At 59.7% G+C, this 26,897-nt stretch carries 23 protein-coding genes; 15 read left to right on the top strand and 8 right to left on the bottom strand.

Features of this window, described 5'->3' with window-relative positions; all coding sequences use genetic code 11:
- Nucleotides 1–37: 37 nt before the first annotated feature.
- Together BLJ79_RS17890 and BLJ79_RS17895 are read left to right on the top strand one after the other, a co-directional pair.
- Nucleotides 38–472, top strand: coding sequence for a hypothetical protein (locus tag BLJ79_RS17890; RefSeq protein ID WP_071216139.1), 435 nt, complete (start codon nucleotides 38–40; stop codon nucleotides 470–472).
- A gap of 133 nt (nucleotides 473–605) precedes the next feature.
- Complete coding sequence (locus BLJ79_RS17895) at nucleotides 606–1,190, top strand: phosphatase PAP2 family protein (protein WP_139194954.1); 585 nt, start codon at nucleotides 606–608, stop codon at nucleotides 1,188–1,190.
- On the opposite strand, the gene BLJ79_RS17900 is transcribed toward BLJ79_RS17895, so the two are convergent.
- Nucleotides 1,152–1,892, bottom strand: coding sequence for a hypothetical protein (locus BLJ79_RS17900; RefSeq protein WP_071216140.1), 741 nt, complete (start codon nucleotides 1,890–1,892; stop codon nucleotides 1,152–1,154). The two genes, BLJ79_RS17895 and BLJ79_RS17900, sit on opposite strands and share 39 nt — an antisense overlap.
- 5 nt (nucleotides 1,893–1,897) lie before the next feature.
- Nucleotides 1,898–2,593 carry a hypothetical protein gene (locus BLJ79_RS17905; protein WP_071216141.1) on the bottom strand — a complete coding sequence of 232 codons (696 nt, stop codon included), beginning with the start codon at nucleotides 2,591–2,593 and terminating at the stop codon, nucleotides 1,898–1,900.
- 741 nt (nucleotides 2,594–3,334) lie between these two features.
- Here BLJ79_RS17905 and BLJ79_RS17910 point away from each other — a divergent pair.
- Both BLJ79_RS17910 and BLJ79_RS17915 read left to right on the top strand, forming a co-directional pair.
- Nucleotides 3,335–3,790 (top strand): peptidoglycan-binding domain-containing protein, encoded by a 456-nt coding sequence (locus BLJ79_RS17910; RefSeq protein ID WP_071216142.1) that lies wholly within the window; start codon nucleotides 3,335–3,337, stop codon nucleotides 3,788–3,790.
- 284 nt (nucleotides 3,791–4,074) lie between these two features.
- Nucleotides 4,075–5,808 carry an IS1634 family transposase gene (locus BLJ79_RS17915; RefSeq protein WP_071216189.1) on the top strand — a complete coding sequence of 578 codons (1,734 nt, stop codon included), beginning with the start codon at nucleotides 4,075–4,077 and terminating at the stop codon, nucleotides 5,806–5,808.
- A gap of 423 nt (nucleotides 5,809–6,231) precedes the next feature.
- Here BLJ79_RS17915 and BLJ79_RS17920 read toward each other — a convergent pair whose 3' ends face one another.
- Together BLJ79_RS17920 and BLJ79_RS17925 are read right to left on the bottom strand one after the other, a co-directional pair.
- Nucleotides 6,232–6,783, bottom strand: coding sequence for a DUF6036 family nucleotidyltransferase (locus BLJ79_RS17920; protein WP_071216143.1), 552 nt, complete (start codon nucleotides 6,781–6,783; stop codon nucleotides 6,232–6,234).
- Complete coding sequence (locus BLJ79_RS17925; RefSeq protein ID WP_071216144.1) at nucleotides 6,780–7,376, bottom strand: helix-turn-helix domain-containing protein; 597 nt, start codon at nucleotides 7,374–7,376, stop codon at nucleotides 6,780–6,782. Before BLJ79_RS17925 ends, BLJ79_RS17920 begins: the two co-directional genes overlap by 4 nt.
- A 120-nt stretch (nucleotides 7,377–7,496) precedes the next feature.
- On the opposite strand from BLJ79_RS17925, the gene BLJ79_RS17930 reads away from it, so the two are divergent.
- The 7 genes from BLJ79_RS17930 (at nucleotide 7,497) to BLJ79_RS17955 (ending at nucleotide 16,214) form a co-directional block, all read left to right on the top strand.
- Nucleotides 7,497–7,799 carry a DUF4193 family protein gene (locus BLJ79_RS17930; protein ID WP_071216145.1) on the top strand — a complete coding sequence of 101 codons (303 nt, stop codon included), beginning with the start codon at nucleotides 7,497–7,499 and terminating at the stop codon, nucleotides 7,797–7,799.
- A 1,611-nt stretch (nucleotides 7,800–9,410) separates the two neighbouring features.
- Complete coding sequence (locus BLJ79_RS17935) at nucleotides 9,411–10,688, top strand: helix-turn-helix domain-containing protein (RefSeq protein ID WP_286135479.1); 1,278 nt, start codon at nucleotides 9,411–9,413, stop codon at nucleotides 10,686–10,688.
- Between the two features lie 1,463 nt (nucleotides 10,689–12,151).
- Nucleotides 12,152–12,961 (top strand): ParA family protein, encoded by an 810-nt coding sequence (locus BLJ79_RS17940; RefSeq protein WP_071216147.1) that lies wholly within the window; start codon nucleotides 12,152–12,154, stop codon nucleotides 12,959–12,961.
- Entirely contained in the window at nucleotides 12,958–13,515 is a 558-nt protein-coding gene (locus BLJ79_RS17945; RefSeq protein WP_071216148.1) for a ParB family protein, read from the top strand. The genes BLJ79_RS17940 and BLJ79_RS17945 overlap by 4 nt, the downstream gene beginning before the upstream one ends.
- 392 nt (nucleotides 13,516–13,907) lie before the next feature.
- Complete coding sequence (locus BLJ79_RS23830; RefSeq protein WP_286135480.1) at nucleotides 13,908–14,036, top strand: hypothetical protein; 129 nt, start codon at nucleotides 13,908–13,910, stop codon at nucleotides 14,034–14,036.
- 448 nt (nucleotides 14,037–14,484) lie between these two features.
- Nucleotides 14,485–14,913, top strand: a complete 429-nt coding sequence (locus BLJ79_RS17950) for a LexA family protein (RefSeq protein ID WP_502686113.1) — start codon at nucleotides 14,485–14,487, stop codon at nucleotides 14,911–14,913.
- The gene (locus BLJ79_RS17955) at nucleotides 14,889–16,214 is read left to right on the top strand and encodes a Y-family DNA polymerase (RefSeq protein WP_286135481.1); all 1,326 of its coding nucleotides are present in this window, start codon (nucleotides 14,889–14,891) and stop codon (nucleotides 16,212–16,214) included. The genes BLJ79_RS17950 and BLJ79_RS17955 overlap by 25 nt, the downstream gene beginning before the upstream one ends.
- Nucleotides 16,215–16,320: 106 nt before the next feature.
- On the opposite strand, the gene BLJ79_RS17960 is transcribed toward BLJ79_RS17955, so the two are convergent.
- On the bottom strand, nucleotides 16,321–16,932 hold the full coding sequence (locus tag BLJ79_RS17960; RefSeq protein ID WP_071216150.1) for a DNA-binding protein: 612 nt from the start codon (nucleotides 16,930–16,932) through the stop codon (nucleotides 16,321–16,323).
- Nucleotides 16,933–17,178: 246 nt separating this feature from the next.
- On the opposite strand from BLJ79_RS17960, the gene BLJ79_RS22600 reads away from it, so the two are divergent.
- Both BLJ79_RS22600 and BLJ79_RS17970 read left to right on the top strand, forming a co-directional pair.
- Complete coding sequence (locus tag BLJ79_RS22600; protein ID WP_083411451.1) at nucleotides 17,179–17,403, top strand: hypothetical protein; 225 nt, start codon at nucleotides 17,179–17,181, stop codon at nucleotides 17,401–17,403.
- 507 nt (nucleotides 17,404–17,910) lie between these two features.
- Nucleotides 17,911–18,885: a hypothetical protein gene (locus BLJ79_RS17970; protein ID WP_139194955.1), complete on the top strand. Its 975-nt coding sequence runs from the start codon at nucleotides 17,911–17,913 to the stop codon at nucleotides 18,883–18,885.
- A gap of 309 nt (nucleotides 18,886–19,194) precedes the next feature.
- Here BLJ79_RS17970 and BLJ79_RS17975 read toward each other — a convergent pair whose 3' ends face one another.
- The 3 genes from BLJ79_RS17975 to BLJ79_RS22610 form a co-directional block, all read right to left on the bottom strand.
- Entirely contained in the window at nucleotides 19,195–19,935 is a 741-nt protein-coding gene (locus tag BLJ79_RS17975) for a hypothetical protein (RefSeq protein WP_071216153.1), read from the bottom strand.
- Between the two features lie 1,085 nt (nucleotides 19,936–21,020).
- The gene (locus BLJ79_RS22605) at nucleotides 21,021–22,682 is read right to left on the bottom strand and encodes a PucR family transcriptional regulator (protein ID WP_083411436.1); all 1,662 of its coding nucleotides are present in this window, start codon (nucleotides 22,680–22,682) and stop codon (nucleotides 21,021–21,023) included.
- The gene (locus BLJ79_RS22610) at nucleotides 22,679–23,860 is read right to left on the bottom strand and encodes a DUF917 domain-containing protein (RefSeq protein WP_083411437.1); all 1,182 of its coding nucleotides are present in this window, start codon (nucleotides 23,858–23,860) and stop codon (nucleotides 22,679–22,681) included. Before BLJ79_RS22610 ends, BLJ79_RS22605 begins: the two co-directional genes overlap by 4 nt.
- Nucleotides 23,861–23,965: 105 nt before the next feature.
- Between BLJ79_RS22610 and BLJ79_RS17980 the strand changes: the two genes are divergently transcribed.
- Both BLJ79_RS17980 and BLJ79_RS17985 read left to right on the top strand, forming a co-directional pair.
- Nucleotides 23,966–25,330: a purine-cytosine permease family protein gene (locus BLJ79_RS17980; protein WP_217641933.1), complete on the top strand. Its 1,365-nt coding sequence runs from the start codon at nucleotides 23,966–23,968 to the stop codon at nucleotides 25,328–25,330.
- The gene (locus BLJ79_RS17985) at nucleotides 25,327–26,877 is read left to right on the top strand and encodes a hydantoinase/oxoprolinase family protein (RefSeq protein ID WP_071216154.1); all 1,551 of its coding nucleotides are present in this window, start codon (nucleotides 25,327–25,329) and stop codon (nucleotides 26,875–26,877) included. The genes BLJ79_RS17980 and BLJ79_RS17985 overlap by 4 nt, the downstream gene beginning before the upstream one ends.
- Nucleotides 26,878–26,897 lie beyond the last annotated feature (20 nt).

Below are 26,897 nucleotides of genomic sequence, written 5' to 3' on the forward strand. Positions count from 1 at the left end.
CCCGCCACCGGCAGCACGACAGCCACCCGGAACCCCGATGCCGACTCACGGCGCCTCTCCAACCGGGCTGCAGGTTCCGGCCCAGCGGCAGGCCGCCCTCGAGGCCCTGGAAATCATGACGACCTGGCACACCGAAACGGACGCCACCCAGACGGAGGCGGATCTGCGGGCGCGCGCCTATTTCACCCGGGACCTGGCCGCCACGATCACCGCCCCGGAGCGCAACGGCGCCGGCGGGGAATGGTTCGCCCACCCACGCAGCGTGTCCGTGCCGCAGGTCATCGACGTGGAAGGAACCGATTCCCTCCAGCCAGGACTTCTGGCCTTCGAGGTCACCTGGGACTGGATGGATGCGGCAGGGAACACCACCCCCGGTGCCTCGGTCCGTCTCTACAGCCTCGCCATGGCCAACACTCCGCGGGGGTGGAAGATCAGCGACTACACCTATGAGGAATACCCCCGGCACGGCTGAAACCGTACTGAGGGAAGAGGCCCTCGAGCCCAAGATTTCGGCGAGAATGGGGGAACCCGCCCTGGCTTCATCCCAGCCGGCTACACACCAGCGGCGGCGCAACCTTTACCTGCCAACAGGAAGAGCCCGGATCGTGCCACCACCGACGACACACCTGCTGCCACGACTGGTGTCCCATGTCCTGGCCCCCACCGTCCTGGTTACCATCCTGCTGGCCCTGGCCCCGCTGCGGTTTCCCGAGGTTTCTTGGGGGCAGGCGTTGTTGGCCACCACCTTCACCACGCTGATTCCGTGGGCCGTCCTGGTGTGGGCGCGGGGCAGGGGCCGGGTCACAGATGTCCATGTGACCCGGCGCGAACAACGCTGGCCGCTGTTGCTGGTCGCGCTGGCCTCCATCCTGGCCGGCCTGGTGTTGCTGGTGGCAATGCAGGCCGAGCCGGTCATGATCCGCGAGGTCCTATTGATCCTGGCCGGGCTGCTGGTCACCGGTGCCATTACGCTGGCGTGGAAGATTTCCATCCACGTGGCCGTGGCCGCCTTCGTCTTCCTCCATGCCTTCGCCGAGCAACCCTACGGGCCCTACCTGGCGGTGGCCATGGTCGCGACCACCAGCTGGGCCCGGGTCCAGTTGAGCCATCACACCAGCAGCCAGGTCTTCGCCGGTGCCGTCATTGGCGCGCTAGTCGGGATGCTCGGCTTGCTGCCGGTGCTCCGGTGAGACATCCCCGTGGATTTGCCGGCGGGCGACAAAGGCCAGCGTGACGCCCGTGGCGACCAGGATGATCGCCGGATACAAGACCAGGTCAACAACCATCGCATAGCCGGGATCGAGTAGCTCACCCAGATGGGCCACGGGGACCAGGGGCACCAGCATGAACCCGATCGCCATGAACCGCTTTGCCGATCCCAGCAAGCCGGGACTTTCCACGGAGGCACGGAGCATCGGCCTTGCCAGCACGGCAGCGACAAACCCGGGGTAGAGGTAGCTCAAGACCTTGTACAGCACGATCAGGGGATCGTCCCGGAAGGGATTCAACCCCATGGCCGAGTATGCCGGAGCGGCGGCGATGAAGGTGGCCGTCATGGCCGCCGCTCCCGCGCCCAGGACCATCGCCCCGACGGTGCCGTGAAGCAGCCGGTGCAAGTCGCGGCGCCCCAGACCCAACGCGACCTCGGCCCCGCCGAGCCAGAAGATCACCAAGAAGCCGACGTGCGACAGAAGGTTGGCGATGTTCCTGCCGCCCAGCAGCGCATCGACCGAGAGGTAGACAACGGCGACGCTCAGCCACAGCACCAGGGCCATCACCACGTGGGCCAGCCACATCCGCACCCTGGCCGCCTCGCGCAGCGCGCCAGGGGCCCTGATGACGGCCAGGATACTGAACACCACGGCCAGAATGCCGGCGACCAGGTCACCCATGTTTATCACCCCAGGTGGTTGATAAAGTCCTGCGTCCGTTGTTCCCGCACGATGGCGGCATGGATTCGTGTCTCCACGAGTTGGAGGCGTTCGACCTTCCCCAACCCCTGGAGCCACTGCACACGTTCATCGGCCACCCATCCCGCCTCCGCAGGGGTCAGCAGGTGGGCTGCCGTGAACGCCGAAACCCTCGGAACATCAGCGTACTGCGCAGCGAGCAGCGCCAGGTCCAACCGCAACGGGCCATTGAGCATTTTCGAGAGCCCGGGGTTGCTGATCGGGCCGGCTGCCTGCAGGTGCTTGCGCAGCCCGCCGTCCGGGTCGATGCTGTCGATCCATTGCCGGCTGGTCTCCCCGAAATGGGTGGGACCCAGCGAGGACTCGCTGACCGGTTCGCCGAGTTCGAGCGCGGCACTGGCGCGCAGCAGGTGCTCCCACTGGATGAAGGCACCGACCTCGCGCCGGTCCGGGCGGGACGGTTCGAGATCTTCGTGGCCCTTGAAGGAGCGCAGCTGCTCGAGGGGGTTGAGGTCCAGGGCACGGGCGACCTTGATGATCGTCACGGCTTGGACCCGGTCACCGGCCAGTTGCTGGATGATGCGGATCCGCGAAAAGCCGGCTTGCCTGGATAGCACCGTCAGACCGATGCCGGGCGCGACCGAGTCGAGCCAGTGCACGACATCGGTCTTAGTCAGGATCACAATTGCTTCCCCTCGAGGAGCTTTTTCCTCTAATCTAGCCGATGGCATGCCCTTGCCGCGATACGGGAAGGGAGCCTTTCCGCGAGTGGTTTCCATGGCAGTAGTCTTGAAGCATTTGGCTCTCCGTCCCGGGCCGAACAGACAGAAGTAGCTGGTTCGCGGGAACCCATTCCAAAAGGAAGAAGAGGATACATCGGCGCCACACCGGTGCCCAGCAGGTAGCTGACCGGCAATTGGGACGCGGCGGACTCATGGTCCTGCAATCCGGGGCTGTGGCCAGATCTGTCCGATTCGTCGTGCCTCAGATAGGAATAGCCGTGTGGCGGCGCGTGTTTCTGGTGTTGTCTCATTGTCGTGGACATCGGTTCAAGTCGCTTCCTGGGCATCGGTGGTGTGCTGCTGATCAAGGGCTACCTGCGATATCTGCCCGAGGGGGATGTCGACGGGCCGAAGGTGTGGATCAGCGGATCCCCCCGGATCCGGGGTATTTCGACACTGTTCACCTGCCCGAAGGCACACAAGTCCCCCCCGGCGCATGCTGAGGGGGCAATCCAGCCACTGGCCTTTCCGTTGTTCCGGAGTATTTTCAGTCATTCACTGGTTCATCCCCGGGCAAGTCGGATCGATCTTTTTATCGGATGCGCAGCCCAACTGTTAAGACGTTGACCCTGGCCCGCCGCTGGTCTAGCGTGGCGTGAATCAGCTGCCCGTCCCGGGCACCGGAGGAAGAGAGGCCCAGCCATGACAACACCGACACAGACCATCAGCCCATGGCCGAGCACCCGAAAAGGGGATACCGCCCATCCGGTGCGGACCCTGCAGTGGCTGCTGCGCCAACACGGGCACCCGCTGCTGGTGGATGGAGACTTCGGTCCCATCACCGACGCCGCCGTCCGGGCGTTCCAGAGCAGCAAGGGACTGTATGTGGACGGGATCGTGGGCCCCAAGACATGGCCGGTGGTAGTGGTCACCGTCCGGCAGGGAAGCACCGGAGATGCCGTCAAGGGGGTGCAGGAGGAATTCCAGTTCCGCAATCTCTCGAGTGATCCGAACAAGGGACTGAAGATCGACGGCATTTTCGGGCCCAAGACGGACGGGGCTGTGCGCGGCTTCCAGTCGGCGCTGGAGTTGGTGGTGGATGGCATTGTGGGACCGATTACCTGGCGGGCACTGGTCAGTGGAATGCTGGCCGGCTGACGGCCGGCTCGGAATTCGATACTCATCCGGGTACTGCCCGGCGTGCGGGGTTTAACCCGGAGCAGGTCAAGGTCGCTTGAGTTCTCGTGATCGCTGCAACGCCCCGTCCCCAAAATCCGACGGTTAGACTGAAGTTACGTCAGGGATTTGCCTCGGAACCGCAAGGTTCCGGGGCAAATCCCCATTTTGGGCCGAAAAATGTAGCCACTAAAATATTCATGAAAAGCCTTCCAATCTCCACGCATAAGATGTAATTTGTTGTCATGGAACAAGGCACCAAGGCCATGCATGTAGCCATCAATACCTCCCGCAGGGTCAACAAGGCCGGCGTGGAGGTCGAATACCGGTCCGCCCTGGTGCGCCGGACCTACCGCGAAGGCGGCAAGGTCAAGCACGAGACCCTGGGCAACATCTCCTACCTGCCCGAACGCGCCATCCTGGACCTGAAGGCGTCCCTGAACGGCAAGAGAATGGTGGACGCCGAGACCCGGATGCAGATCCTGCGCACCCTGCCCCACGGACACATCGACGCGATCCACGCCATGGCCCGCGGCCTGCGCTTCGAATCCCTCCTGGGTCCCGCCTCCCGGAACCGCGACCTCATCATGGCCCTGCTCGCCGCCCGCATCTGCAAGCCGACCTCCAAGCTCGCCACCCTGAACTGGTTCGCCGACACCACCCTGGGCACCGACCTCGGCCCGGTCAGCTCCGATGAGCTCTACGCCGCCATGGACTGGCTCCTGGAACAGCAGCCCCGCATCGAAAAGCAGCTCGCCCGCACCCACCTCGGACCCGAACACAACCCCGAGGGCTTGGCCCTCTTTGACCTGTCCTCCTCCTGGGTCACCGGAACCCACAACCCCCTGGCAAGGTTCGGGTACTCACGCGACAGGAAACGCGGCTGCGAACAGATCGAATACGGCATGCTCGCCACCCGCGCCGGGTTGCCCATCGCGGTGCGCGTCTTCCCCGGCAACACCGCCGACCCCGCCGCATTCACCCGGATCGCCTCGGAAATCCAGGACCTCTCCGGCGTCCGGAACCTGGTCATGGTCGGGGACCGTGGCATGATCACCAACGCCCGGGTCGAAGACCTCAAAAAAGACACCGACTTCTCCTGGGTCACCGCGCTGCGCAACACCGACATCCAGCAGCTCGCCGGGGACAAAGGCCCCTTGCAGATGAGCCTGTTCGACCAGCTGAACCTCGCCGAAATCAGCCACCCGAAATACCCGGGCGAACGGCTGATCGCCTGCCGCAACCCTGCCCTGGCCGCCAAGCGCGCCCACAAGCGCACCAGCCTGCTCGAGGCCACCGAGGAATTGCTTGAAGCCATCAAGAAGTCCGCGGCCGCCGGCCGAGTCAAGGGCGCCGGGACGATCGGGGTGAAGGTCGGCAAGATCGTGGGCAAATACAACATGCAAAAGCACTTCGACATCACCATCGAAGACACCGCGTTCACCTACGAACGCAACGAAAAATCCATCAAACGCGAGGCAGACCTGGACGGCATCTATGTCATCCGCACCAACGTCCCGGAAACCGCCCTGGACGCCCCCGAAGCGGTGCGGACCTACAAGTCCCTGGCCAACGTGGAGAAGATCTTCAAGACCCTCAAAACCCGGGACCTGGGCATCCGCCCCATCCGCCACTACACCGAAAACCGGACCCGCGCCCACGTGTTCCTCTGCATGCTCGCCGCCCACCTGACCTGGCACCTGCGCACCGCCCTCGCACCGCTGACGTTCACCGACGAGAACCGACCCGTCCCCGAGGAACCGGTCGCCAAGGTGGCACGCTCGGCCACCGCGGCGCGCAAGGCCAGCACCCGGAAACTCGACGACGGGACCACCGCCWCCAGCTACCAGGACCTGCTCGCCCACCTGGGAACCCGCGCGCGGAACACCACCAGCATCCCGGGCACTGAGAAGACCTTCGAACTGCTCTCCCTGCCCACGCCCCGCCAACAGCGCGCCATGGATCTGATCGACCACCACATCCGAAACCACAGAAAGTAGCCAGAAACCCGGAACCGAAAACGCCAGGATCCCCGACAATCCGGGGATCCTGGCGTTCTGTTCAACGTAACTTCAGGTTAGACAGCGTCATTTTCACGAGTCGTCTGCATGGAATGCCGGGAGGCGCCTGCATCGATGGCTTCGCGGAAAATCCACCGTGACGTGGGCCCGGATTGGCGGCAACCGCCGTGCAGGCAATCCCCAAGGCCGGGGACAGTTCCCTTGTTTCGGCCATTGGTTCACCACTCCCCTGAACACGCATTTTTTTACCGATAATATAGATTACGTCAAGTGGATTTTATTTTATTTAAAATAGGCTAAAAATTTGATATTTAATAACACAATGTAGATTGTCGGCGTTTCCTAATGGTGGATTGACCAGGCGAAATGATGAAGATCGCACTGCCCATCCGCGAAGGCCGGTCAACGTCGTTTCAAGGCTACGGCCGCGGCAATGGCTTCTTCGGCCACAATCTCGTAGTTTTCCCGGGATGCAGAAAGCGGAACGGAATCCTCGCCGTATTTCTCATAGGCGATCCGCACAAGATCCGCGGGGTCGGTGATGCCCAGCGCATTGGCAATCCGCCCCAGGTCCTCGATGTCTTTTTGCCGTTCGGCGGCAAGCTTCATGGCCGCGAGCGTGGGTAGATCGGCAAGCCGTATCGCGGCGGAGGTTCCTTCCTTCCCGGCGACCCATGCGGCCTCATCCGGCAGGAACGCGGCGGCCTTCGAATTGAGCCAGCCTACCGGCAGTCCGTATTCATCGGCCATCTGTCGGGCGACCTCCTCGACCGCGGCGGCACTTGCGTACCTGGCATCAATGTCTTCCGTGGAACGATCCAGCAGCCCGTGCAACAGCAAGGCCGCACCGCCGACGATCTGGATATCCAGTGCCACGCCGCGGGCCGCAAGCCGCCGTTCCAGCTGATCGAGCAGCTCGACGATGCGTTCGGTGCTGAATTCCGGCGCATTCACTGTGTCGCCAAGTCGCGTTCCCGGATCCAGACGTTCAGCTCCGCCATTTCCGGAGGTGTCTCGCCTCTGATGAGTTCCTTCATCCGGTCCCCGACCGGATGAAGCTTCTCGGCCAGAAAGACAGGGTGGATGGAGGGTTTGGCGCGCTGGGCCCATCCGGGGACCGGCGTCCGGGTCTTGCGGGCCAGCCAACGGGTGATGGCTCCCAGTGCCGTCATGTAGTCCTTGTCGCGGATCTGGGGAGCCGTGGACATGAGCGCCCGGCCGGCCTCCAGAGAGGCCGTCGCGTACTCCCCCAGGATCCTCAGCGAGAACTCGTAATCCCCCTCGGACAGGATGGTCTCGAACGCTTCCTGGAACCGTGTCGTGGGAACTGCCTCGGCCCTCAGGGCTGGCCCATCAAAGCCCAATGCGGCAAGGGCCCTCAATGCCAACGTCAGGGACGCATGCTCCTTGCCTGCTTCCAGCTCCACGATGAACTTTCGGGACGTTCCGATGGACTCGGCCAGGGCCTGTTGGCTGTATCCGAGCGATTCCCGCCGGGCGCGCATCGCGCCTCCGAGTGTGGCCGTGTTCAGCTCGAGCAACTCCATATATCAATTGTGTCACCGGGCGGTTACACAAACAAGTGCGATCCCTCGCCAATTGGATTAGCCGCTCCCCCGGACCTACACTTTCGGCAGTAAATAGCACCACCAGAAAGCAGGACCGCCATGGCCCAGGATTACGACGAAGCACGCCCGGATGTTGCCGAGGCATCGGAGCGCATCCTCAAGGACGTCCAGAAGATGGATGCCCCCAACGCCAAGAGCGTCCAGGTCGACCTCGAGGAATCCGATTTCTTCGAGGGACAGGAGCTTCCCGGGGCCATCGTCCTGGACGAACTGGTTGTCGAGGTGGTCCCGCAAGGCACCGACGAGTTCGTGTGCGGGGAATGCTTCAGCGTCCGGCACCGCAGCCAAGCCGCCAAGGTGCGGGCGGACGTGACGATCTGCCGCGACTGCGAGGATCTCTAGGCCAACGGACTGACCCGCACTTTCGCTGGTCGGTGGGCGTCACTTTGGCCGCGGCCTCATCTGGATTGAGGTTCTCGGCGTCATTGGTGTCGTCGGATCCGGTGCAGTTGCGCGGCATATACGGATCGCACCTTTCGGTGTATGCGGCGAAAGATGAAGCACTTTCCGACCACTCCCCCAGTGGCGACACGCCCAAACGGAAAAATTATCTAGCCCGTTTATTGGAACCATTTGTACCAATATTGCCAATTGCCCCATAAGTTCTTGGCCCCAAAACAGCCATATCTGCCCGTCAGCACACCGAAAGAGCCAATGGTTCCATTGTTTCTATTTCTTCCTGAGCAGCACGGCCTCAGAAGCCACGCGCAAACTGAAACAGGTCCAAGAAACCGGAGTCACACGGTGGTAATTTCATGTGTAGCTGGAAAGTGAAACAGGGAAGCCATCGGGCCTACCAGACTCACCGACCGCTAGTCACCGTTGACCGAATCATTCAGGCAGCAGGCCGGAATGGGACACAAGCAGAGGACGAGCAGATGAGTGCAACTGGGAATCGTGGAGGCGGACAGCGAAGTAAGGGCGAACGCAGCTTCGTTGCCACGAGGGTGTCTGTGGAGTGCCGCGCAAAGCTAGATGCAGCGGCTCGCTCCAGCAACCTGTCTGTGAGCGAATACGTCGAAGCTTTGATAGCCCAGGCTGTTCGTGACGTTGACTTGCATGGATCGCGCCTGCAGAAAACCGCGTAAATGCAGAAAGGCCCGCTTTCGCGGGCCTTCCGAAGATTAGGTTCTTCGTACCTCTTTTGCCGGGACGAACGAAGAACTTGGATGGAGCGTCAAAAAGAACCTTGGTTCTTGGAGATCAGCGGACTGGCATCCGCTTAGCCCCAAAGGACGCAAACGAATCAAATCTCAGTAGAAGAAAGGACTCGGTGACTACACGGTATTCAATTTGATCCCCTAGACATCTGAAGCGGTTCAGTAACGGTTTCCCGACTATCTGAGCTCCGCCTCAGTCGTGCCATCCGAAAGGATTACCCCCATCTTACAACAGGCCCCATCGGGCGTGCCATACGAGGGCGCCCAAAAACACTGGCGTGTCTCAAATCAGCCGTCTTTCGAGTTCTCCACAGATCCCGACGCTCTGTGGGCCGAGTTCTCTCATCGCATCAGCGGCCAAGCACGGGTACGCGTTTCCCGCGACTCCGGCCGCAACTATCCTCAGCGGTACGAACGCGATCTGACGCGGGATCGTCCCAGCCAGCCGGCAGCCGTCATCATTCACGGAGTCGATGGATCCTGCCGCACTCTCTGCCTAGACTTCGACACCTCCAAAGGTGGACAAGAAGCAGTAGACGCCGATGTTCGAGCGCTCACCCAGTGGCTGCACGACCATGGCCTCAAGTGGATCCAGGATTACTCCCCGAACGGGGGGCGCCACGTCTACGTGCCGTTGAGTACCCCGATGCCTTTTCACACATCCCGCAACGTGGTCACTGCGCTGTCGCTCCGGCACAAAAGCCTAGACCCAACCCCGCACCAAAACCTCCGACACGGATGCATCCGTGTACCTGGCAGCTCCCACAAATCCGGCGGATATCAGAAGCTGGAGATGAGCGTTTGGATGGCCCGGTCCGTATTCGAATCTCCCGCGGATGAGGCGGCTGTCCAAACCCTGATCAAGGATCTTGAACCCGAGATCCAATCGATGGAGGCGGAAACACAGGACGAAGCAGTCCTCGTAAATTCCATGTCGACTCCCGGGTCCAGAATGTCACGAACCATGACCGTCCTCGCTAGCCAGGGAATCTATGACTCCGCACGCTACAACAGCCCATCGGAAGCCCGTCAGGCTGTTGTGCTGGCGGCTGCCGCTGCAGGGATGACCAGCACAGACATCGATCGTCGAACCAAGGATGGCACATGGCCAGGCCTTGCCCAGTTCTACGCCCGCTACTCCCCCGCCAACAGGTCAAAGGCCCTTCACCGAGACTGGATTTCCGCCCAAAGATTCATGGCGCAATCTCGAGGGAAGAAGAGTGTCCAGAAAACCAACACAAGCCCGCCCCCCACACAGGGGGGTAGTTACAGGGCTGATATCAGCAGTGCTGCAGCCGAACATCAGTTCATCAGATCCTGGCGCACTGCACTAAGGATTGCCGAACCCAGGTATGGCGCAAGTAAAGCCGGACTTGCTCGCCGCATGATTCTACGAGCCATAGGCGAAGCGGCCCACAAGACAGAGAGCCGAATAGTGGAATTCGGCGTAAGGTCGCTGGCGGTCGCATCAGGGGTCGAGCCTACGACCGTTGCAGCCCATCTCCGGGCCCTAAGAGCTGAACCTGACCCCTTGATTGCCCACACTGCCGAGGCAATTGGTGTGAACGCTGACCAATACACTCTGGTTATCCCGCGCCACATCGAAGTAGGTGCGAACGAGATTTCCTGGCGCAAGGGCAAAGTACATGCAATGCGGCCTGCCTTCCGCCTCTTGGGGATGCCTGCTGCCTTTGTTTACGAGGCAATCGAGCACTCCCCTGCTCCTGTCAAAGACATAATTGCCGAAACAAGGATGAGCCGGTCGACGGTACATGAAGCACTAGAAATTCTGGCGGCATGGAACCTCGTCAGACGATGCGCAAGCGGATGGGAGGCCGTGGCAAGCACCTCACTCGCTGCATTGGCCGAAATGCTCGGGGTCGTTGATTTCGTTGCCGACCAAATCCATAAGCACCGCGCTGAGCGCACCGCCTGGCGTCAGTGGCTCGCTCAGCGCCAGGCAGGACCGCTGCTACTACTCTCCCCCGGGGACGATTATCCATGGGAAGAATTCGAGGGCCCACCGGATGAGTGGACTCTTTCGGATATGATGCTCCGCAGAGCCTCTTAGGTTCCAGTTCTGGGGCCATTCGGACTCAATGGCAGAAATGGTTCCATTAGGTTGCATGCCACACGAGGGCCTACGCCGATATTTACCAGCCACGTTTGGTCCGGTCGTGCAACCACTCCCCTCGCACCAAACATCTGGAAACACTCGTCACACCTATGGAAACAATGGTTCCATTAGTTCCCGATCATGAGCCGGCATGCACAGCGACACTTTTGACTCGGTAGTCCCAAATTCCCCTCGCATCAAACGCCCGGGAACTATTGGCACCTATGGAAGCAATGGTTCCATAGGTGCCAAAAATTCAGCCATGAGAGCCCGCCGCACTATGGAATAGAAGGGAAATCGTGGACGCTCCTCCGCGGGTGTGAGGCTGATGGAACCATTGTCATAAATAGTTCCATATACGGCGGTATGGGGATACCGATCCCCCGCGCTCAATCAATAGGGAGAACCGTCGACACCAAATCAGGACGACGCAGGAACGAATGATCCGCCGCATCACAGCAACGCCTTTCCCCGCCACAGCGGAATGAATGGATCCATTTCTACCAATATTTCAAGAGTCGGCTCTCCGTCGCGTCACCCGGAGCATGCTGATGTTGTTAACCCGGCTCCTGCCCCTGGGGAGAAGGATTTCCTGTGCGTTGGTGAAAACATACAACTCGCCGTGCTCTGCCGGCCGGTTACTCGAAAGATCTTTGGAACCTATGGTTCAAATGGTTCCATCGCTATTAATGGTGCCAATACTACCATTTGACCTTAATGTAACCATTAGAACTATAAATGTCGTGGCAATAGGCAGGTTGACATTGGAAATAGTGGATCCGTGAGTGCCAGCAGTAAAAGGTTCCCAAGATGCCATGGACAATATTAGAAGTAATGGAACCATTGGTTCCGTCACTTTGAATCCGCAGCGCTGCCCTTCAATCGCTAATCGGCAGACAGCCCACCCGGCCGCCTAAGTGCCTTGTCGAGAACTCAGCACCAGCAAGCGCCCCACTGCGGCGTTGGGGCGCCTTCTGGCGAAGGTGGGCCCACACAAACGGTCGACCCCAATGGAACCCTTGGTGCGAAAAGTGAACCACGTTCACAAACGGAACCTATGGAAGTAATGTAAATATTGGTTCCATAGGTTCCAAGAATTTGTGAAAACATAAGTCCCCTGCCTGCCAATGGGGCCGGTCGCTTGGAACTAATGGAACCTTTTGCGCCGTCGAAATTTTACCAAAAATGGAACCATTGGAGCTTACGGCACCAATGGTTCCATTTCTTCCATAAACGGCCACCGCAAAGGCTGAAACAGTTTCCGGCGTGTCGAAGCATCAACACACCAAAGAGTGGGGGAGTAAGGCATATTGTGGCTGGTGAAGACTTCCCGTCGTAGCCGGACGATAGGGGCTATTTTGGCACCCATCTATCGGCTGCATTCACCGAAGCCCGACCTTTGGAGAAATAGTAGCCCCATGGCAGCCCGGATTATCGCTGTATGTAACCAGAAAGGTGGCGTCGGCAAGACGACCCTCGTCACTGGCCTCGCCGAGGTTCTCTCAAGGGACTTGTTGCTCAAGGTTCTTGTTATCGACGCAGACCCCCAGCGAAACACCACGTCCACCCTGGGAATCGTTGACCCGGAATTCACCCTCAACGATGTCCTGTATGGCGACGAAGAGCAGAAGCATAGGATTCTCCCAGGCGTAGCTGCGGATGCAGTTATGCCTGCTGGTGATGCATGGCAGGGGGAGCACCCCTCGCTTGACCTTATCGCCTCTGAAAGAAACCTGGCATCCCGCGAACGAGACTCCATGATGGCCCGCGAAGGTCGTTTGCGAACTGCCTTACGCGGTGTTGCCGATCAGTACGACATCGTACTCATCGACTGCCCGCCTTCTCTTGGGCTGCTCACAGTCAATGCACTCACTGCAGCCACCCATGCCTTGATGATCAGTGAGCCCCGCGTGGGGTCCGTTGAAGGGTTGACAGAAATTGTGACCACCATCGCTGAGGTTCAAGAAAGCTTGAACGAAAACCTAGACGTCGTTGGCATCGTGGTCAACAAAAAGAAGAAGAACCGCCTGGACCAAGACCGCTGGATTATGCAAATGCGCCAGGACTACGATGGGTTCGTTCTTGAGCCCTCCCTTTTCGACCGAGAAATCTACGCTAAATCCCAGGCAGGCTATGTGCCATTGAAGACCTTTGGATCTTCAAGCACGGTCGAACTGGCATCCCTGAAACGTCTAGCGGAAAACATCATGGAGAGGACAGCCCCATGACTCAGGATGCGCAACGCGGGGACCGAGGCGCTGCAGCCGGCAACATCTTGCGTGGGCTCAAGAAAGCAAACCGAACCAGTGTGATCGCTGAGATAGTCTCCACCGACGGAAAATTTCCGCCAAAGCAGGATCCCCCGATCCAAGAACCACCCGCTGTCGCCGCCGAGCCAGAAGCGAAGGAACCCGAGACTGCTCAGCCGCCCCAGGTAAACCCGCCCGCCCCGTTGGCGCAGAGCCCGGCCTACGTGCAACCGGCAACGATCTATCAGACGTTCGCTGCGCAACAGGCTCAAGCCCCTTCGCCTCCGGCTCCAGCGGAGGACCTCACCAAGAAAAAGAAGACTGGTATTTTTCAAACGCCCGAGCAATATACTCGGCTGCGCGCGACATTCGATGCGACCAGACACCTGACTGGTTACCAGACCATGTCCGAATACGCGGCCGCAGCCATCGACGCACTCAACGATCATATGGAACAGACCTACAACGGGGGAGAGCCCTTCACCGTCCGGCCCGGTGCGGTACGAGCCGGACGACCTATCAAGCTCGACTAGCTACCCCCAATCGCGACTTGCGACCTTGGGAGTGCCCGAAACGCCGGCAATCATTCCCCGAACGAAGTTCCGCATCTCCGGCTCAGACCAGCCATTGCCGACTCCAGCTAGGCCTCCTTGCCTGCGGGTGAAGACCGCTTCCATACCCATCGACATGATCTCGTTCGCTGGGTCATCGTAAAACTAACCCATCTAGCGGTTGACAAAATTGTCCGGACAACGGCGCTCCTTACCCTTGGCCAAGAGATTTTCGGTGCGCTCCACCCCGTTGTGAGCTGGAGAAAAGGATCAACCGGTTCGGCCACGAGGCTGCCACCGTTCCGGAGCAGCAGCAAGCCCCGCCGGCGCAGGCGTCCGCGGCATCGCGGGCAACGGTCGGATTCAATTTCAAGATGACTCCCGAGGATCACCAAAGGCTCAAGGACCTGTGTGCTCGTGAGGAGCGCAGCATCCAGTACATGCTCAACAAGATCGTCTGGCCGGCCGTTGAACGCATGCAGAATGAAGCAGGCCGAAACTAGCAGCAACGAGGCCGGACCGCCCTGCCTGCACCCCGCCGGGTCACGGCTCAGGCAGATGGAGTGCTGCCGTTCCCGGACAGCTGCAAGCCAAGGGCGTTGATGGCGGACAGCGCCCACATGCCTGCCGAGAGGCAACCGGCGTTTCTCGCATGAGGTACTAACCGCGGCCTTCCGGCCATAAGGCCGGGAGGCCGCGGCTATTTCCTGCCCTGGCCGGCGGGTGGATCGCAACCGCTGGCCCTCTGCGCGATTCGCCGGTACCTGTGCATATGCGGCCCCGTGGTTTTCGGCTTTGACAGGGATTTGCCTGCGGCCGGATTCCGGCCGTTCGTGGGCATCGATCATGCCCCCGGGTTCACCCCACAGGAGCGGAACGGATCAAACTGTGGGTGGCGGACGTATCCTTGAGGTGAATACTTGTTCCATAAACTTAGGTCGTAAAGTGACTATTCAGTACATACGTTCTGTCGAAGTGGGCGGCACTTCGGTCCCGCTGCTGGTGGCCCAAACCGCGGTCGCGGCGGGGTATCCCTCGCCGGCCCAGGACTACTTCGACGGCACGATCAACCTCAGCGAGCATTTGATCCACGACACCACGAGCACTTTCATCGTGCGGGTCTCGGGCTGTTCCATGGAGGGTGCCGGCATCTCGGACGGGGACGAGCTGATCGTCAACCGCGCCCGAAAGCCGGTGGACGGCTCGATCGTGGTGGCGGTCCTGGACGGGGAAATGACCGTCAAGCGACTGCGCCTGACCCCGCGGGGCGTGGTCCTGCAGGCGGAGAACCCTCAGTATCCGGATCTGGTGGTGGGGGAGCTGGCGTCCCTCACCGTGTGGGGAGTTGCCGAAACATGTCTGCACCAGCTCCTGGCCTGACCCTTTGCCCTCCACGGGAGCCCTCCGCGGAGGAGTACATCGCCCACGTGGACGTGAACAGCTTCTACGTCAGCTGCGAACGGGCCTTTGACCCGAGACTGGTCGGCCGGCCGGTGATCGTGCTGTCCAACAACGACGGCTGCGCCGTCGCCCGGTCCGACGAGGCCAAGGCCTTGGGCGTGGAAATGGGCGCCCCCTGGTTCAAACTCGCGCCCACGGCCACTTCCACCGGATTGGTTGCCAAGTCGAGCAACTACGAGCTCTACGGGGACCTCTCGGCGAGGGTCATGCAGCTTCTAGGCCGGCACTCGGCCTGGGTCGAGGTCTACAGCATCGATGAGGCCTTCCTGGGAGTCCGCGGGACCCTGCCCGAACTCCAGGCACTGGCCCGGCGCATGAAGCAGGATGTGATGGACCACCTGGGACTGCCGGTGTGTGTGGGGATCGCCAAAACGAAAACCCTGGCCAAGCTTTCAAACCAGTGCGCCAAAAAATTCCGCAACCTGGGCGGGGTCTGCGTGTGGGATGCCGTCACCGTGGAGGACCGCGAACACCTCCTGGGCCGGCTGCCCACGGTGGAAATCTGGGGCATCGGTCCTCGCCTGGCCAAGCGCCTGATGGGCCTGGGAATCCGGACCATGAAAGACCTCCGTGATGCCGACGCGGTGATGCTGCGCAACCGCTTCTCCATCGTCATGATGCGCACCATCCTGGAGCTGCGCGGAATCCCCTGCATCCCCCTGGAGGAGGAGCACGAAATCAAGGGCCAGCTGATCTTCAGCCGTTCCTTCTCCACTCCCATCACCGACACGCACGGCATGGAGCAAGTCCTGGGGATCTACGCCCAACAGGCCTCCGCGCGCCTGCACAAGCACCGGCGGCAGGCCAAGGTGCTCACTGCCTGGGCGATGACCAGTTACTACAACACCACGGACAACCACCAGCCTGCGGTGACCGTAGCCCTTCCGGGTCCGACCGCGGACCCGCTGCTGCTGACGCGCGCGGCCAAGGCGCTGCTGCCCAAGATCCTGGACGGGGTGAAATACGCCCGGGCCGGAATCGTGGTGACCGATATCCGACCCACCGGCGCCCAAGAGACCTTCGAGCCGTTCGTGAACCGGCACGAGGCCAAGGACATCGGCCCGCTGATCCAGAGGATCAAGCAGCGCCACGGGGTGAACGCGGTCGGTCTGGGCCTGGCGGGCATGAAGACCGGCCCGGAATGGACGATGCGCCGGGAGATGATGTCACCGCGTTACACCACCCACTGGGACGAGCTGCTGGTTGTGTACGCCAGCTGATCCATCCCCGTTGGATCCAGGTCTTGGGGACTATTGGGCCAGGGATTGGCGCTAAAGGATAGGAAGGCAGGTCCATGCAGCGCTGGCTCACCGCGGAGGGCATGGCCTACTGCTGGGGTTTGGGCTTGTCCTGTTTTTCCGATGGGTTCGCGGGCAGGGCGTTGTCCCAGTAGCGGGTCGCCTGCTCGGTGAGCACCGCCAGGCGTCCGCGCAGTTCCGCGACTTCCTCGCGTGCCTGGGCCGTTTCGGCCTGCGCGGCCTTCATCGCATCCTGTGCCGTGGCACGTTCGGACGCCTCCGCCTCGCGCAGGGAGCGGATCTCCGCTTCCAGCGCTGCAACCCTGGCTTCCGCCACATCGGCCCGCTCCGCTTCTTCCTGGACGCGGTGGGCCTCGGCGTCGACCAGGGCGCCGGCCTCCACGGCCTCCGTCCGTGCCGCCTCGAGGGCGGCCTGGGCGGCCTCCAGCTGTGCGGTGTGCCGGGCGTCGGCCTCGGCCACGGCCACGGCCCACAACCGGGCAAACGCCTGCTGCGCGGCCTCGGTGACCGCGACCACCGGGTGTGAACGCTGCGTGCGCCAGACTTCCACGGCGGAGCGTGCGGCTTCCATGGAGACCCCGGCGCGTGAACGCACCGCGGTGACCGTCACCTTGAGGTTTTCGGATTCCATTGCGTCGATTGCCGCCGCCGCGCGATCCATGGGGGAGTCGACCACCATCACCACATCCTAAGTAGTAAAAATATTACTATTATTATTACTACTAAATACGGTCCTGTCCATCCTCCGGCGGGCTTGGCCCGCCACCGCGGTGCCCGGTGCCGCGCCGAGCCCGCGCAGCTGCCGGACCTCCTTGGTGTGGGCACCGTGCTGGCCGGGCTGCGGCAGGGAACGGGGGAGGGCCACGCCGCCGGCGGGAGCCCCGAAGCCGTTGCGGAAGTGGGCCGGGGCGTGGAGGATGGCCTCATGGGCATGGAAGAACTCTCGCGGGCCCGGGAGCAAGAGCTCCACGGGCTGCGCCTTGATCTGAAGCGGCAGATTGCCTCCGCACCTCCGGGCACACCGCGTCATGCCGCCCTGGTGCGGCAGCTCGGGGCCCTGGACCGGGACAACGACGATGCCCAGGACCGCTGGTTCCAGGACTTCGTACGGGAGTATCCGCTGGGGGCGGGGAATCCTGAAAGCGTTTAAAGGCTCGAATGGTCGATACTGGCCGGACCCTCGGGCTGCAGGATGCCCTGAGGGTGATCGCCAGGTGGATGAGATCCCAGATGTAGTAGGCCGCAGAGGTATCGGATCCCCGAACGCGCCGGTTCTTCAGATTCCAAACGCTGCTGCGGCTGTCCATCGCGCCAAGGGATGTAGCTTCGCCGCAGGTAGGCCTAGGGTCAACCACGCCTGCCTGCCGGGGACTTGTGAACACCCGGAAGCGATGGTGGGTTGCACAGTGCAAAGGCTGGGGCAGAGCCAGGGTGCGGAAAAGATATCCATCCCCTATTTCATCGCGAGGGACATCCGTCTATGGGTTCTCAGGGGCTATGGGGCCCCCGCTGCCGGCGGGATGCAATGTTTTGCCTGGATGGGGGCATTGACGTAAGTCCATTGGATAGACTCAGTGAAATGGGGGTCTCATCAGAGATTTCATGACGCACCACTTCCTGGGGGATATCAGTGAAGACTCTCAACAGACACCAAAAAATGACCATGTGGACAGGTGCCGCGATATCGGCGGCCCTGGTGCTTTCCGGATGCAGCCAGTCGGCAACGCCGGCGCCGGCGCAAACCACGGCAGAGACCTCGACAACGCCTTCGCCCGTGACGGCAGGTTCGAGCACCCCGTCAGCTCCAGAGGCGACAGAGGGCACCTCGGCCAGCCCCGCCAAGGTGACGTTGGAAACGCACAAGATCGCCAACGGGCATTTCCAGGTCACGATGCCCTCGGACTGGAAACTGGTGAAACGTGCCAATGTTGCCGCACAGGTCCATGAGGACAGCACCGCAAGCTTCAAGATCGTGGCAGCGGACGATCGCGAACTTGCGGAACTCCGCACCGGTGGAGAAGATATCTGGGATATCGTCCCCCTGGCGGACATGGCCAGGAACACGATTTTCGAAACGGCCGGTTCAGGAAAGTTCGCAGGCATCAACTACGCCTTCCTTTCCTACGAGGGGCAGCCGGAGAAGGCCGAGATGATGCTCACCGCCCTGGAACCGGCCTGGGCCAAGACCTGGGGAGACCGGCTGGAGGGCCTCATTTACACCGGGGGTTCCGGGGAATTCAGCACAGAGCTGACCAGCAAGACCAAGCTTCCCGGCGTCGCCAATTCATTGAGGGGTGCAGAGCGTTTCAAGGCCTATGCCAAGACCGAGGAATACTCGCAGCTGAAGAAGGTGATGCTCTCCTTCAAGCAGCTCAAGGACATAGCACCGGCCAAGCCGGAGGCCTCAGCAAGCGGCCAATGCATCGGGGCCCAATACACCTACGAACTCGCCGACTCCGGGCTCTCCTGCCAGGAAGCCAAGACCTTCCTGACGCGAATGCTCAAGGAACCCATCCACACCGGTGCCGTAGACCGCACGGGGGTCGGGGCCTGCATGTTGGCGTGGCCAGACGAGCCGGGGTACTGCGATGTTGACAGTACCGGCGGCAGATTCAAATTCTCCCTGAAGTAGCCCCTGCCAAGTGCCGCCCGGGAGCACCCGTGAACCTGACGGGTGCTCCTGGACGTTATGGAGGCAGAGGCAAGCATTTACCTGGTTTCCGGGGTGCAACACCCGAAGCATCCCCACGTGGCTGCTGCATCCTACAGCCTGGCCAGCATCACTGGGTTGATGGACCCAGCTCCATGGACGGGACGGCGAAAGGCTCAAATGAATCTCACGCGCCACTGCCTTCGCCAAGACGTTCTAAACATGGATCCGACGATGAGAAAGGGCGCCCACCAGGTTTCCCCGGCCAGCGCCCTCAAACAAGACCTACTACTACTTCTTCACAGTCAACGTCTGCTTCAATGTCTTAGTCTGCTCCTTCGACCACACCTTGGTGATGGTCTTCTGCTTGACAGTCGTCGTCTTGTAGATGTTCTTCACGGCGTACACGTTGGTGGTGAACTTGGTGCCGACCTCCCACTTCAGTGCAGGACCGTTGGGGATATCGTAATGCCACCTGATGCCACCGTTTTGTTTCGTCGGCTTCCAGTCACCAAGCGGACTCAACGAATCAATTGCATGGGTTTCATAGACGCCCGGGAAAGCGCCCGTGCAGCTAATGTAAAGGACAATCACAGGGATGAGACCGACGCCATTGTGCTCATAGCCATCGACGACGCAAGACATCTTCGCAGGCTTCTTGGGCCCGGACACCAGCACCTTCTTTTTGACGTTCTTGGTGGTCGTCTTGTTCGTCCAGGTCTTGTACTTGGCCGTCGTGGCGACCGAATACTTGCCAACCTTGAGCTTGGCAGAAGACACGTTCTTGGCAACGGTCTTCTTGCCCTGCTTGACGGTGATCTTCGACGAGGTGACCTTGACCTTGCCAGTGGCCTTCACCGACGGCTTCACCGTGGCCCGCTTGGTCTTCTTGTTGACCTTAGTGGTTTTGATCTTGCTGATCGTGACCTTGTTCGGTGCAGGCTTGGCTGCCAGGACCTGTACAGAGGTATCCGGTGCGACCGTGGCCGCGGTGCCGGGCGCGGTGCCGGCTAAAACGAGACCGGCGGACATTGTGAGCGCCAAGATAGGCGTGAAAATGCGTCGTTTCATTGTTCCCCCAGTGAGTGTGAAAGTGACCTGAACAACAACTCTAACAGTTGGGCCTATTGGGCAGCGGGAAGTTCATGGAACTCGCGTATGCTCCCGAAATATACTTCACAGACTGGCATTCAAGCGACGCAAATGCCCGGATATATTGATTTCCCACGGCTCTGCCACTAAGCCCTGATGTAGCGCGTAGGTGGACTTGGCGGAAGGGAGCAGCCCTCCGATGAGCAGGGCGCCCGTCCGGAAATTGATTCTTTGGGCTGTCCTTGCACGGCTGCGGCTGGGGTTACGCACTGGCCTCCGCCCGAGGCTGTGTCTATTGGTCCTTGGGGCACTCGTCGATGCGTTCCCCGAGACGTTGAATAGCGATGCGTTGGTCAGGGTGTCACGGGTAAGCGCGTTGAGTGCGTAGCCCCTGTGAAGGCAAGAATGCGCCCGTAAGTTACCCGCGCAGCGCGCAGGGGTCGGGATTCGGACACGCCAAACGTATGTGCAATTATCGGTGATTAGGACCGAATTCTTCCGCAAATCATGTCTGTCGCAATAGACCGGCACGTTGTCCGAGACGGTTCACGCTGTCCACCTTGTGTACGGGGCAAGACCGGAGGATTATTCTTGCGCTGTGCACATGTGGTAATGGGGTCTGTATAGCTCGGCCGGAATTAAATGGTGGGTCCCAATCAGGAGGGATCGGAACCTACCATTAACGATCGGTAGTCTATTCGGCTGCTGCAATTTCAGCGCTTTCCTCAGCCGGTATCGTGGTGATTTGGTACGCGCCGTCCAAGCTTGATTCCACCCTTGGGTGGCCGGACACCAATGTGCGCTTCGGGGCGGAGAGCAAGGCCGCCGGGGCCGCCTACCTCTGATCGCTACATTCGTCGAGCGCTGGCCGCGGGCAGCCCAAGGCGCGGATTCAGGGGTTCTCTAACATGCAGGTCCAACGCATGCTGAGTCCCAAGACCAGACCTGACAACTCGATAGTGGCGATGTTGATTCTGGCGGGGACCCTTGATACGTTCGACGGCCAAGTACAACAAAAAGCGTCGTTAGGTGCGTTCTCCTTCATTTTGTTGATCCAACACCTGTAGAGCGATTCGCAACGCGAATTTGACGTGGGGATCCGCTAGGGGGCGACTGAATAGCCGCTCTATTCGTTCGAGCCGCTGAAGCACTGTATTTCGATGCAGTCGCAGCACCCTAGCTGTTTCCGCTAGACGTGACTCGCAGCGGAGATATTGGGTGAGCGTTGCGCGCAGATGAGAATTCTGCGGTTCCGCAAGGCCTTCAAGATACCGGGTAGCAAGTCTAAGAAGCCCGGGATCCGCGAGAGCGACACGGATTAATTGTGAAGAGGAGGATTCCCGTGCGTCAACTACAGCCTTCCGGCCGAGGGTTGTCCCCGCTTGCCGGACAAAGACCTCCGCTTCGAGGAGACTGTCCGCGAAACCCTCCGGGCCAAATCGGGGACGGGATATGCCGAAGACGACTCGTGAGCTTTCGTTTCCGCATGTACGTTCAACGGCCTCGATGAGCCGTCCGTATTCTTCTTTATTCGGTTGCGATTTGCGCGACTCCCACACAAGCCAATGTTCGGCGAAGCGATTTGATTCGACCTCATATCCTTGCGCTTCGAATGCAGCTTTCAGATGGATTCCGAAGTCTATCGATCTGTTGCGATTCGTCACCCGCGCGCTAATTACTGTATGCCAAGCCGAAAGGTTCCAGCCTACGCTGAGTGCCTGGGAGGCCAAATGATCGGATACTTGATGCGATGATGTTGCCAACTGCGTGAGGATCGCCCCTCGCGCCGAAGTGAAAAAGTCTCCTTCTATCCGCCGACGGGCATTCCAACCGGACAGTGCGACGGCGCTTAGCAAAAGAAGTTCGCGTGCCCCTGTTAGTTCGATGTCAGCTGCTAATTCAGGAAATACCGCTACGACCCAAAGATCTGTAGTACTTCGACGGTTCACTGCTGGCACAGGGACGGCAAGGACACGCGGATTAGGTCCTGCGTATAGAGGCACGGCGTCCATTGAGTCATCGGTTCGATTGAGCAAACTAGCTCCGATGGCATCGCGTAGAAGGCCAAGGGCAAGACCGTTCAGAGTTCCGGCTAGGACGAGCCCCAGAGAATCGACGACGGCGATTTCGGCGTGGATGTCAGCACTGAGTACCTGCCGGCAGAGCTCTGGTGTGAGTTCCTGCTGGGCGGCCAATCGTTCGTTGAGCGACAAAAGGTTTGCGGAACGCCGTAGGGAGTCGGAGTGTAGAAAGGCATGCAGAGCAGCAGCGATTGCCGTTACCGATGAGGCTTTATCGAGCATCACCATGGTGATGCCCAGCTTCACTGCTAGAGCCAAGGTTGAAGCGAGCAGTATCTCCTTAGCGCAGGACAACCTACGGTCTTGCACAAAAATTACAACACCGACTCCGTGTCGCTTAAGTAGTGGGAGCAATAACTCCAGCTCGTAGGAGGGAAGAACCGGGCTCACACATACCCCCCCTGCGGCGCGGGGGTAATTGAAGCTGTTTTCTTGGTCAATGCGTTCTATGTGGTTGCGTCCATCTTGGTCAAGTTCATTGACGCACAGAAAGACACAGCGATGATCTTTCACCGTATAGCCGGATATGGTGGGCATCGTATTCTGGCCGAAACCCAATGAAGGGCAGCGTAGTAAAGCTGACAAGGGCATACCATTGGTGCTCATGGAGACTCCACTAGGGGTATCCGGTAGCCGAATGTAGCGGGGTTAAGCATGCTGGAGCCTGCGCTGGATTGCCATTCTGATGGTGCTTGGAGGACTACAACTTCAACGCTGTAACCGGGGAGGATGCTCTCGGTTAGCAGGGGTCTGCCGGTGTGTGTATCAATGAGACAGATGCCCGCAGGAACAGCTGCTCGCACCATTCCATCTTCAATCAAAAGAAGAAACTCGTTCTGTGCCTCGATTCGAAGAAATTTCTCATGGTGGCCTTGTAGTCTAATGAGGATTGTGCCACGCGCATGGGCAGCTGGTTCCGCGTGTGTTGGCTCTTCCCACCCGACATGCACAACTCGTCCGCGTCCCGCATAATCCACTCCGGGGGCAGCGGCGCAGAAGCGTTGAACGGCTCCAGTGGGGGCACCGGGACTGATCCGAGATCGCTCGAACTCGCGACCTAGGGTGAGAGCCCTGGCAAGGCTGCCGCGAATACCGGTGGCATACGCTTGGTCCGCGTCCATTGCATATCCCGCAAAGGCGGACCAACCCCCGAAGACTTCCATAAGCAAACGCAGAGATCGTTCGCCGTCGGCGGGATCTAATCCGTCAAAGTGTACCGAACGTAGTGAACTGTCTACGAGGGTAAACGGGCTCATAGAGACTTGCCCGAGGGCAAAGGTAGTCAGGTCCAAGCCGGGAGCTGCTCGCCCCATCCCATCAAGATCGGCAATGGGAAGGCCGAGGGCAGCTCCAATAAGAATGGGAGCATAGGCGTTGATTCCGGCCATTTCATAAGCGCATACCAACAGGCGACAGCCGGGAAAATTGGCAGCGACGCTTTCGAAGGCACGAAAGAACGCGTCGGCTGGACCAGGTTTCTCCCCGAAGGCCATGACGGAACCTGCCAATCCGGCCGAAACGACTACATCCCCTGGGACCAGCTCGTTGGCCTCCACAATCGTTACGCCTTCTGATCTTTCGAGAAACGTACGGGTTAGGAGCGACATCGCATATGTATCGCCTGCCCCGCCCGAGGCGCAGAGTCGCGCGCCGAATTCGAAAGCCTCCAAGTCTTCAACGCCGAATATCCATGTCATGAATATTGCTGACCCTCCTTTAGGTGTTAGATATCCGCGATATGCCAGATAACTACTGCACTGGCAAAGTATGGGCTGAATGTACATTGCCTCCTTGTGACCCTAATCATAGTCTCAGTTCTGAACGATCCGGATTTGCGCACTTGAACAAGACCGTTCAAATCATCGATTCACATCGAACAAGGAGCCACAATGGCAAAGATGGTGACAGAAGACGCGGGGAACGACGACTACGCGCTCGAGAGGGTGCCCAAAGATGCCCGTTATGGCTGGGGGACCGTCGCTCTCCAACGTTTCGGGCAAGTCTCGGCACTTTCCCAGTTCCTTCTAGGGGCAGCGATCGGGTTTGGAATGAGCTTCTGGGACGCCCTACTTGCCCTCTTGTTGGGATCGGTGATTCTCGAGATCGTCGCTATCATGACGGGTATCATCGGTCAGCGAGAAGGGCTATCAACCTCCGTCCTTGCTCGGTGGACGGGTTTCGGCAAGTACGGAGCCAGTCTCATCGCCCTACTCATTTCGTTGAGTCTCATTGGGTGGTTCGGCGTGCAAAGCGGGGTTGCAGCCAACGGTCTTGTTGACCTCATGCCCGCACTTCCCGCATGGGCCTGGTCGTTAATCATCGGTCTTGCCGTCACCGTGATTGTGGTCTATGGCTTCAAGAGCATGGCATGGACCGCGTATATAACCGTTCCTGCCTTTCTCCTGCTCGCAGGGTGGTCGGTGTTCTCCGAACTCCAAAGACACGATATTTCCCGTCTCATCAACGAGGAACCCCCCGGGCCAACAATTAGCCTAGCTGCGGGTGCAACATTGGTTGCCGGCGGATTCATCGCTGGCATGGTGATTACCCCGGACATGACGCGATTTAACCGGAAGGCTTCCGACGTCGTCAAACAAACATTGATAGGTGTCACCCTGGGAGAGTTCACTGTAGCTTTAGCGGGGATTCTGCTCGCCCATGCCCTCAAAACGAATGACATCATCGCCATCGTGACCTCGAGTAGTGGATTCATCGGAACGATCATTATCGTGGCAGGCACGCTCAAGATGAACGACTGGAACCTTTACTCGGCCTCACTCGGGGTTGTGAATTTCATCGAGACAGTCTTCCACAAGCGTGTCGGGAGAGGCACTGTCACCGTCGTTGTTGGAGTTTTTGGCAGTGTTGTAGCTGCGGCCGGCATTCTCGACTATTTCGTAGGTTTCTTGATTGTTCTTGGTGTCGTGTTCCCCCCTGTAGCCGGAATTATGGCTGCGGAGTATTACGTGGTGAAAAAATGGCGCGCGGAACTCTCCGGATCCGCTCCGAGCCTGCCGCGCAAGGAACCGACTTGGGTCATCGGCACATTGGTGGTGTGGGCAGCGGCAGTTCTTATCGCCGTCGTATTGCCTTGGGGAGTTCCGTCAGTCAACTCACTCGTAGCCTCAGTTGTCCTTTACATTTTGGCCGGAAAGCTTGGCCTCATTAAGGGAACCTCAGAACACAACGTAACCCAACCGCCATTACATGAAGATCCACCGTTGCTGGAAAACGTAGTCAAGGAGACCAAATGAAAATCGGAATAGACGTAGGTGGAACGAACACCGATGCGGTACTAATGGAGGGAGTGAAAGTCCTGGCGGGCGTCAAGAGCCCCACTGTCAAAGACGTAGCGCATGGAATTGCAGAAGCTGTGCGCAAGTTGCAATTGGAGTTCCCCTTTGCGCCAGGTGATGTGGACGCGGTGATGATCGGTACTACCCAATTCATCAATGCCCTCGTTGAAGCCGATAGGCTCGCCCCCACCGCAACCATCAGACTGGGATTGCCGGCCACATCCGGATTGCCTCCCTTCGTAGGCTGGCCAAAAAGGATACGTGAAGCGGTGCAGGCAATGCCCTACATTTGCCATGGAGGGCACGAGTTCGATGGCCGTGAGATTTCTGCCTTCGATACGAATGAAGTGCTCGCTGCGGCGAGGGATGCCGAGTCGAAGGGAGCCCGTAGTTTTGCCATATCATCGGTTTTTTCTCCGGTGAATCCTGAATTCGAGCAGAGGGCCGCGGGCATCATTGCAGCAGAGTTTCCAGGACTTCCTGTCAGCCTTTCAAGCGAGATTGGACGTGTCGGGCTGCTTGAGAGGGAAAATGCGACCATCATCAACGCTTCCTTGCGTGAGCTTTCACAGCGTGTGTGTGCTTCCCTCGATGACTCGCTCTTGACACTAGGTATCGATGCGCCTCTGTTCCTGAGCCAGAATGACGGGACTCTCATGGATCTTGACTCCGCTCGTCAGTATCCGGTGGCCACTTTTGCTTCGGGGCCCACGAACTCGATGCGCGGAGCTGCGCATCTCTCCGGCCTCAAGGACTGCGTAGTGGTGGATGTAGGCGGTACAACGACGGATGTGGGTGTTCTCCAAGCAGGCTTCCCAAGGGAAGCAGCCACCGAGATTGAGGTTGCAGGAATACGAACAAACTTCCGTATGCCAGATGTCCTCTCAGTGGGAATCGGTGGAGGGAGCCGCATTCGATTCATTGACGGCAATGTCACGGTGGGCCCGGATAGCGTGGGATACCGGGTAGTGGAGGAAGCTCTTGTCTTTGGCGGAGATACGCTGACCGCAACGGACATCATGGTCGCCGCCGGTGTCGCTGACATCGGTGACTCGAGCCTTGTAGCGCATCTAGACCGTGGACTTGTTGAAGCGGCCAGGGTTGAGATCGGCCGAAGAATCGCTGAGACAGTGGACCGGATGCGCACAAGCTCAGAGCTGGTCCCCGTTGTGGCTGTGGGGGGCGGAGCGTTTCTTGTTCCGGATGTCATGGATTGTGCTAGCGAAGTCGTACGCCCAGATCATCCCGGTGTGGCTAATGCGATCGGCGCGGCGATAGCCCAAGTGGGTGGAGAGGTCGATCGAATCTTCGCCATTGCCCCAGGCCAGCGTGACCAGGTCTTGGAACAGGCGAAGGAAGAAGCTATTAACAAGGCGGTGGCAGCCGGTGCGGAAGCGAGCACCGTGGAGATTGTTGACATCGATGAATTGCCCCTTGCCTATTTGCCCGGAAACGCTTCCCGGCTGCGTGTCAAGGCAGTTGGCGAGCTTCCCACCGTTCGGTAACCCCAATTTTTATAACACTA

Source organism: Arthrobacter sp. UCD-GKA (assembly GCF_001863355.1).
Taxonomy (GTDB): Bacteria; Actinomycetota; Actinomycetes; order Actinomycetales; family Micrococcaceae; genus Paeniglutamicibacter.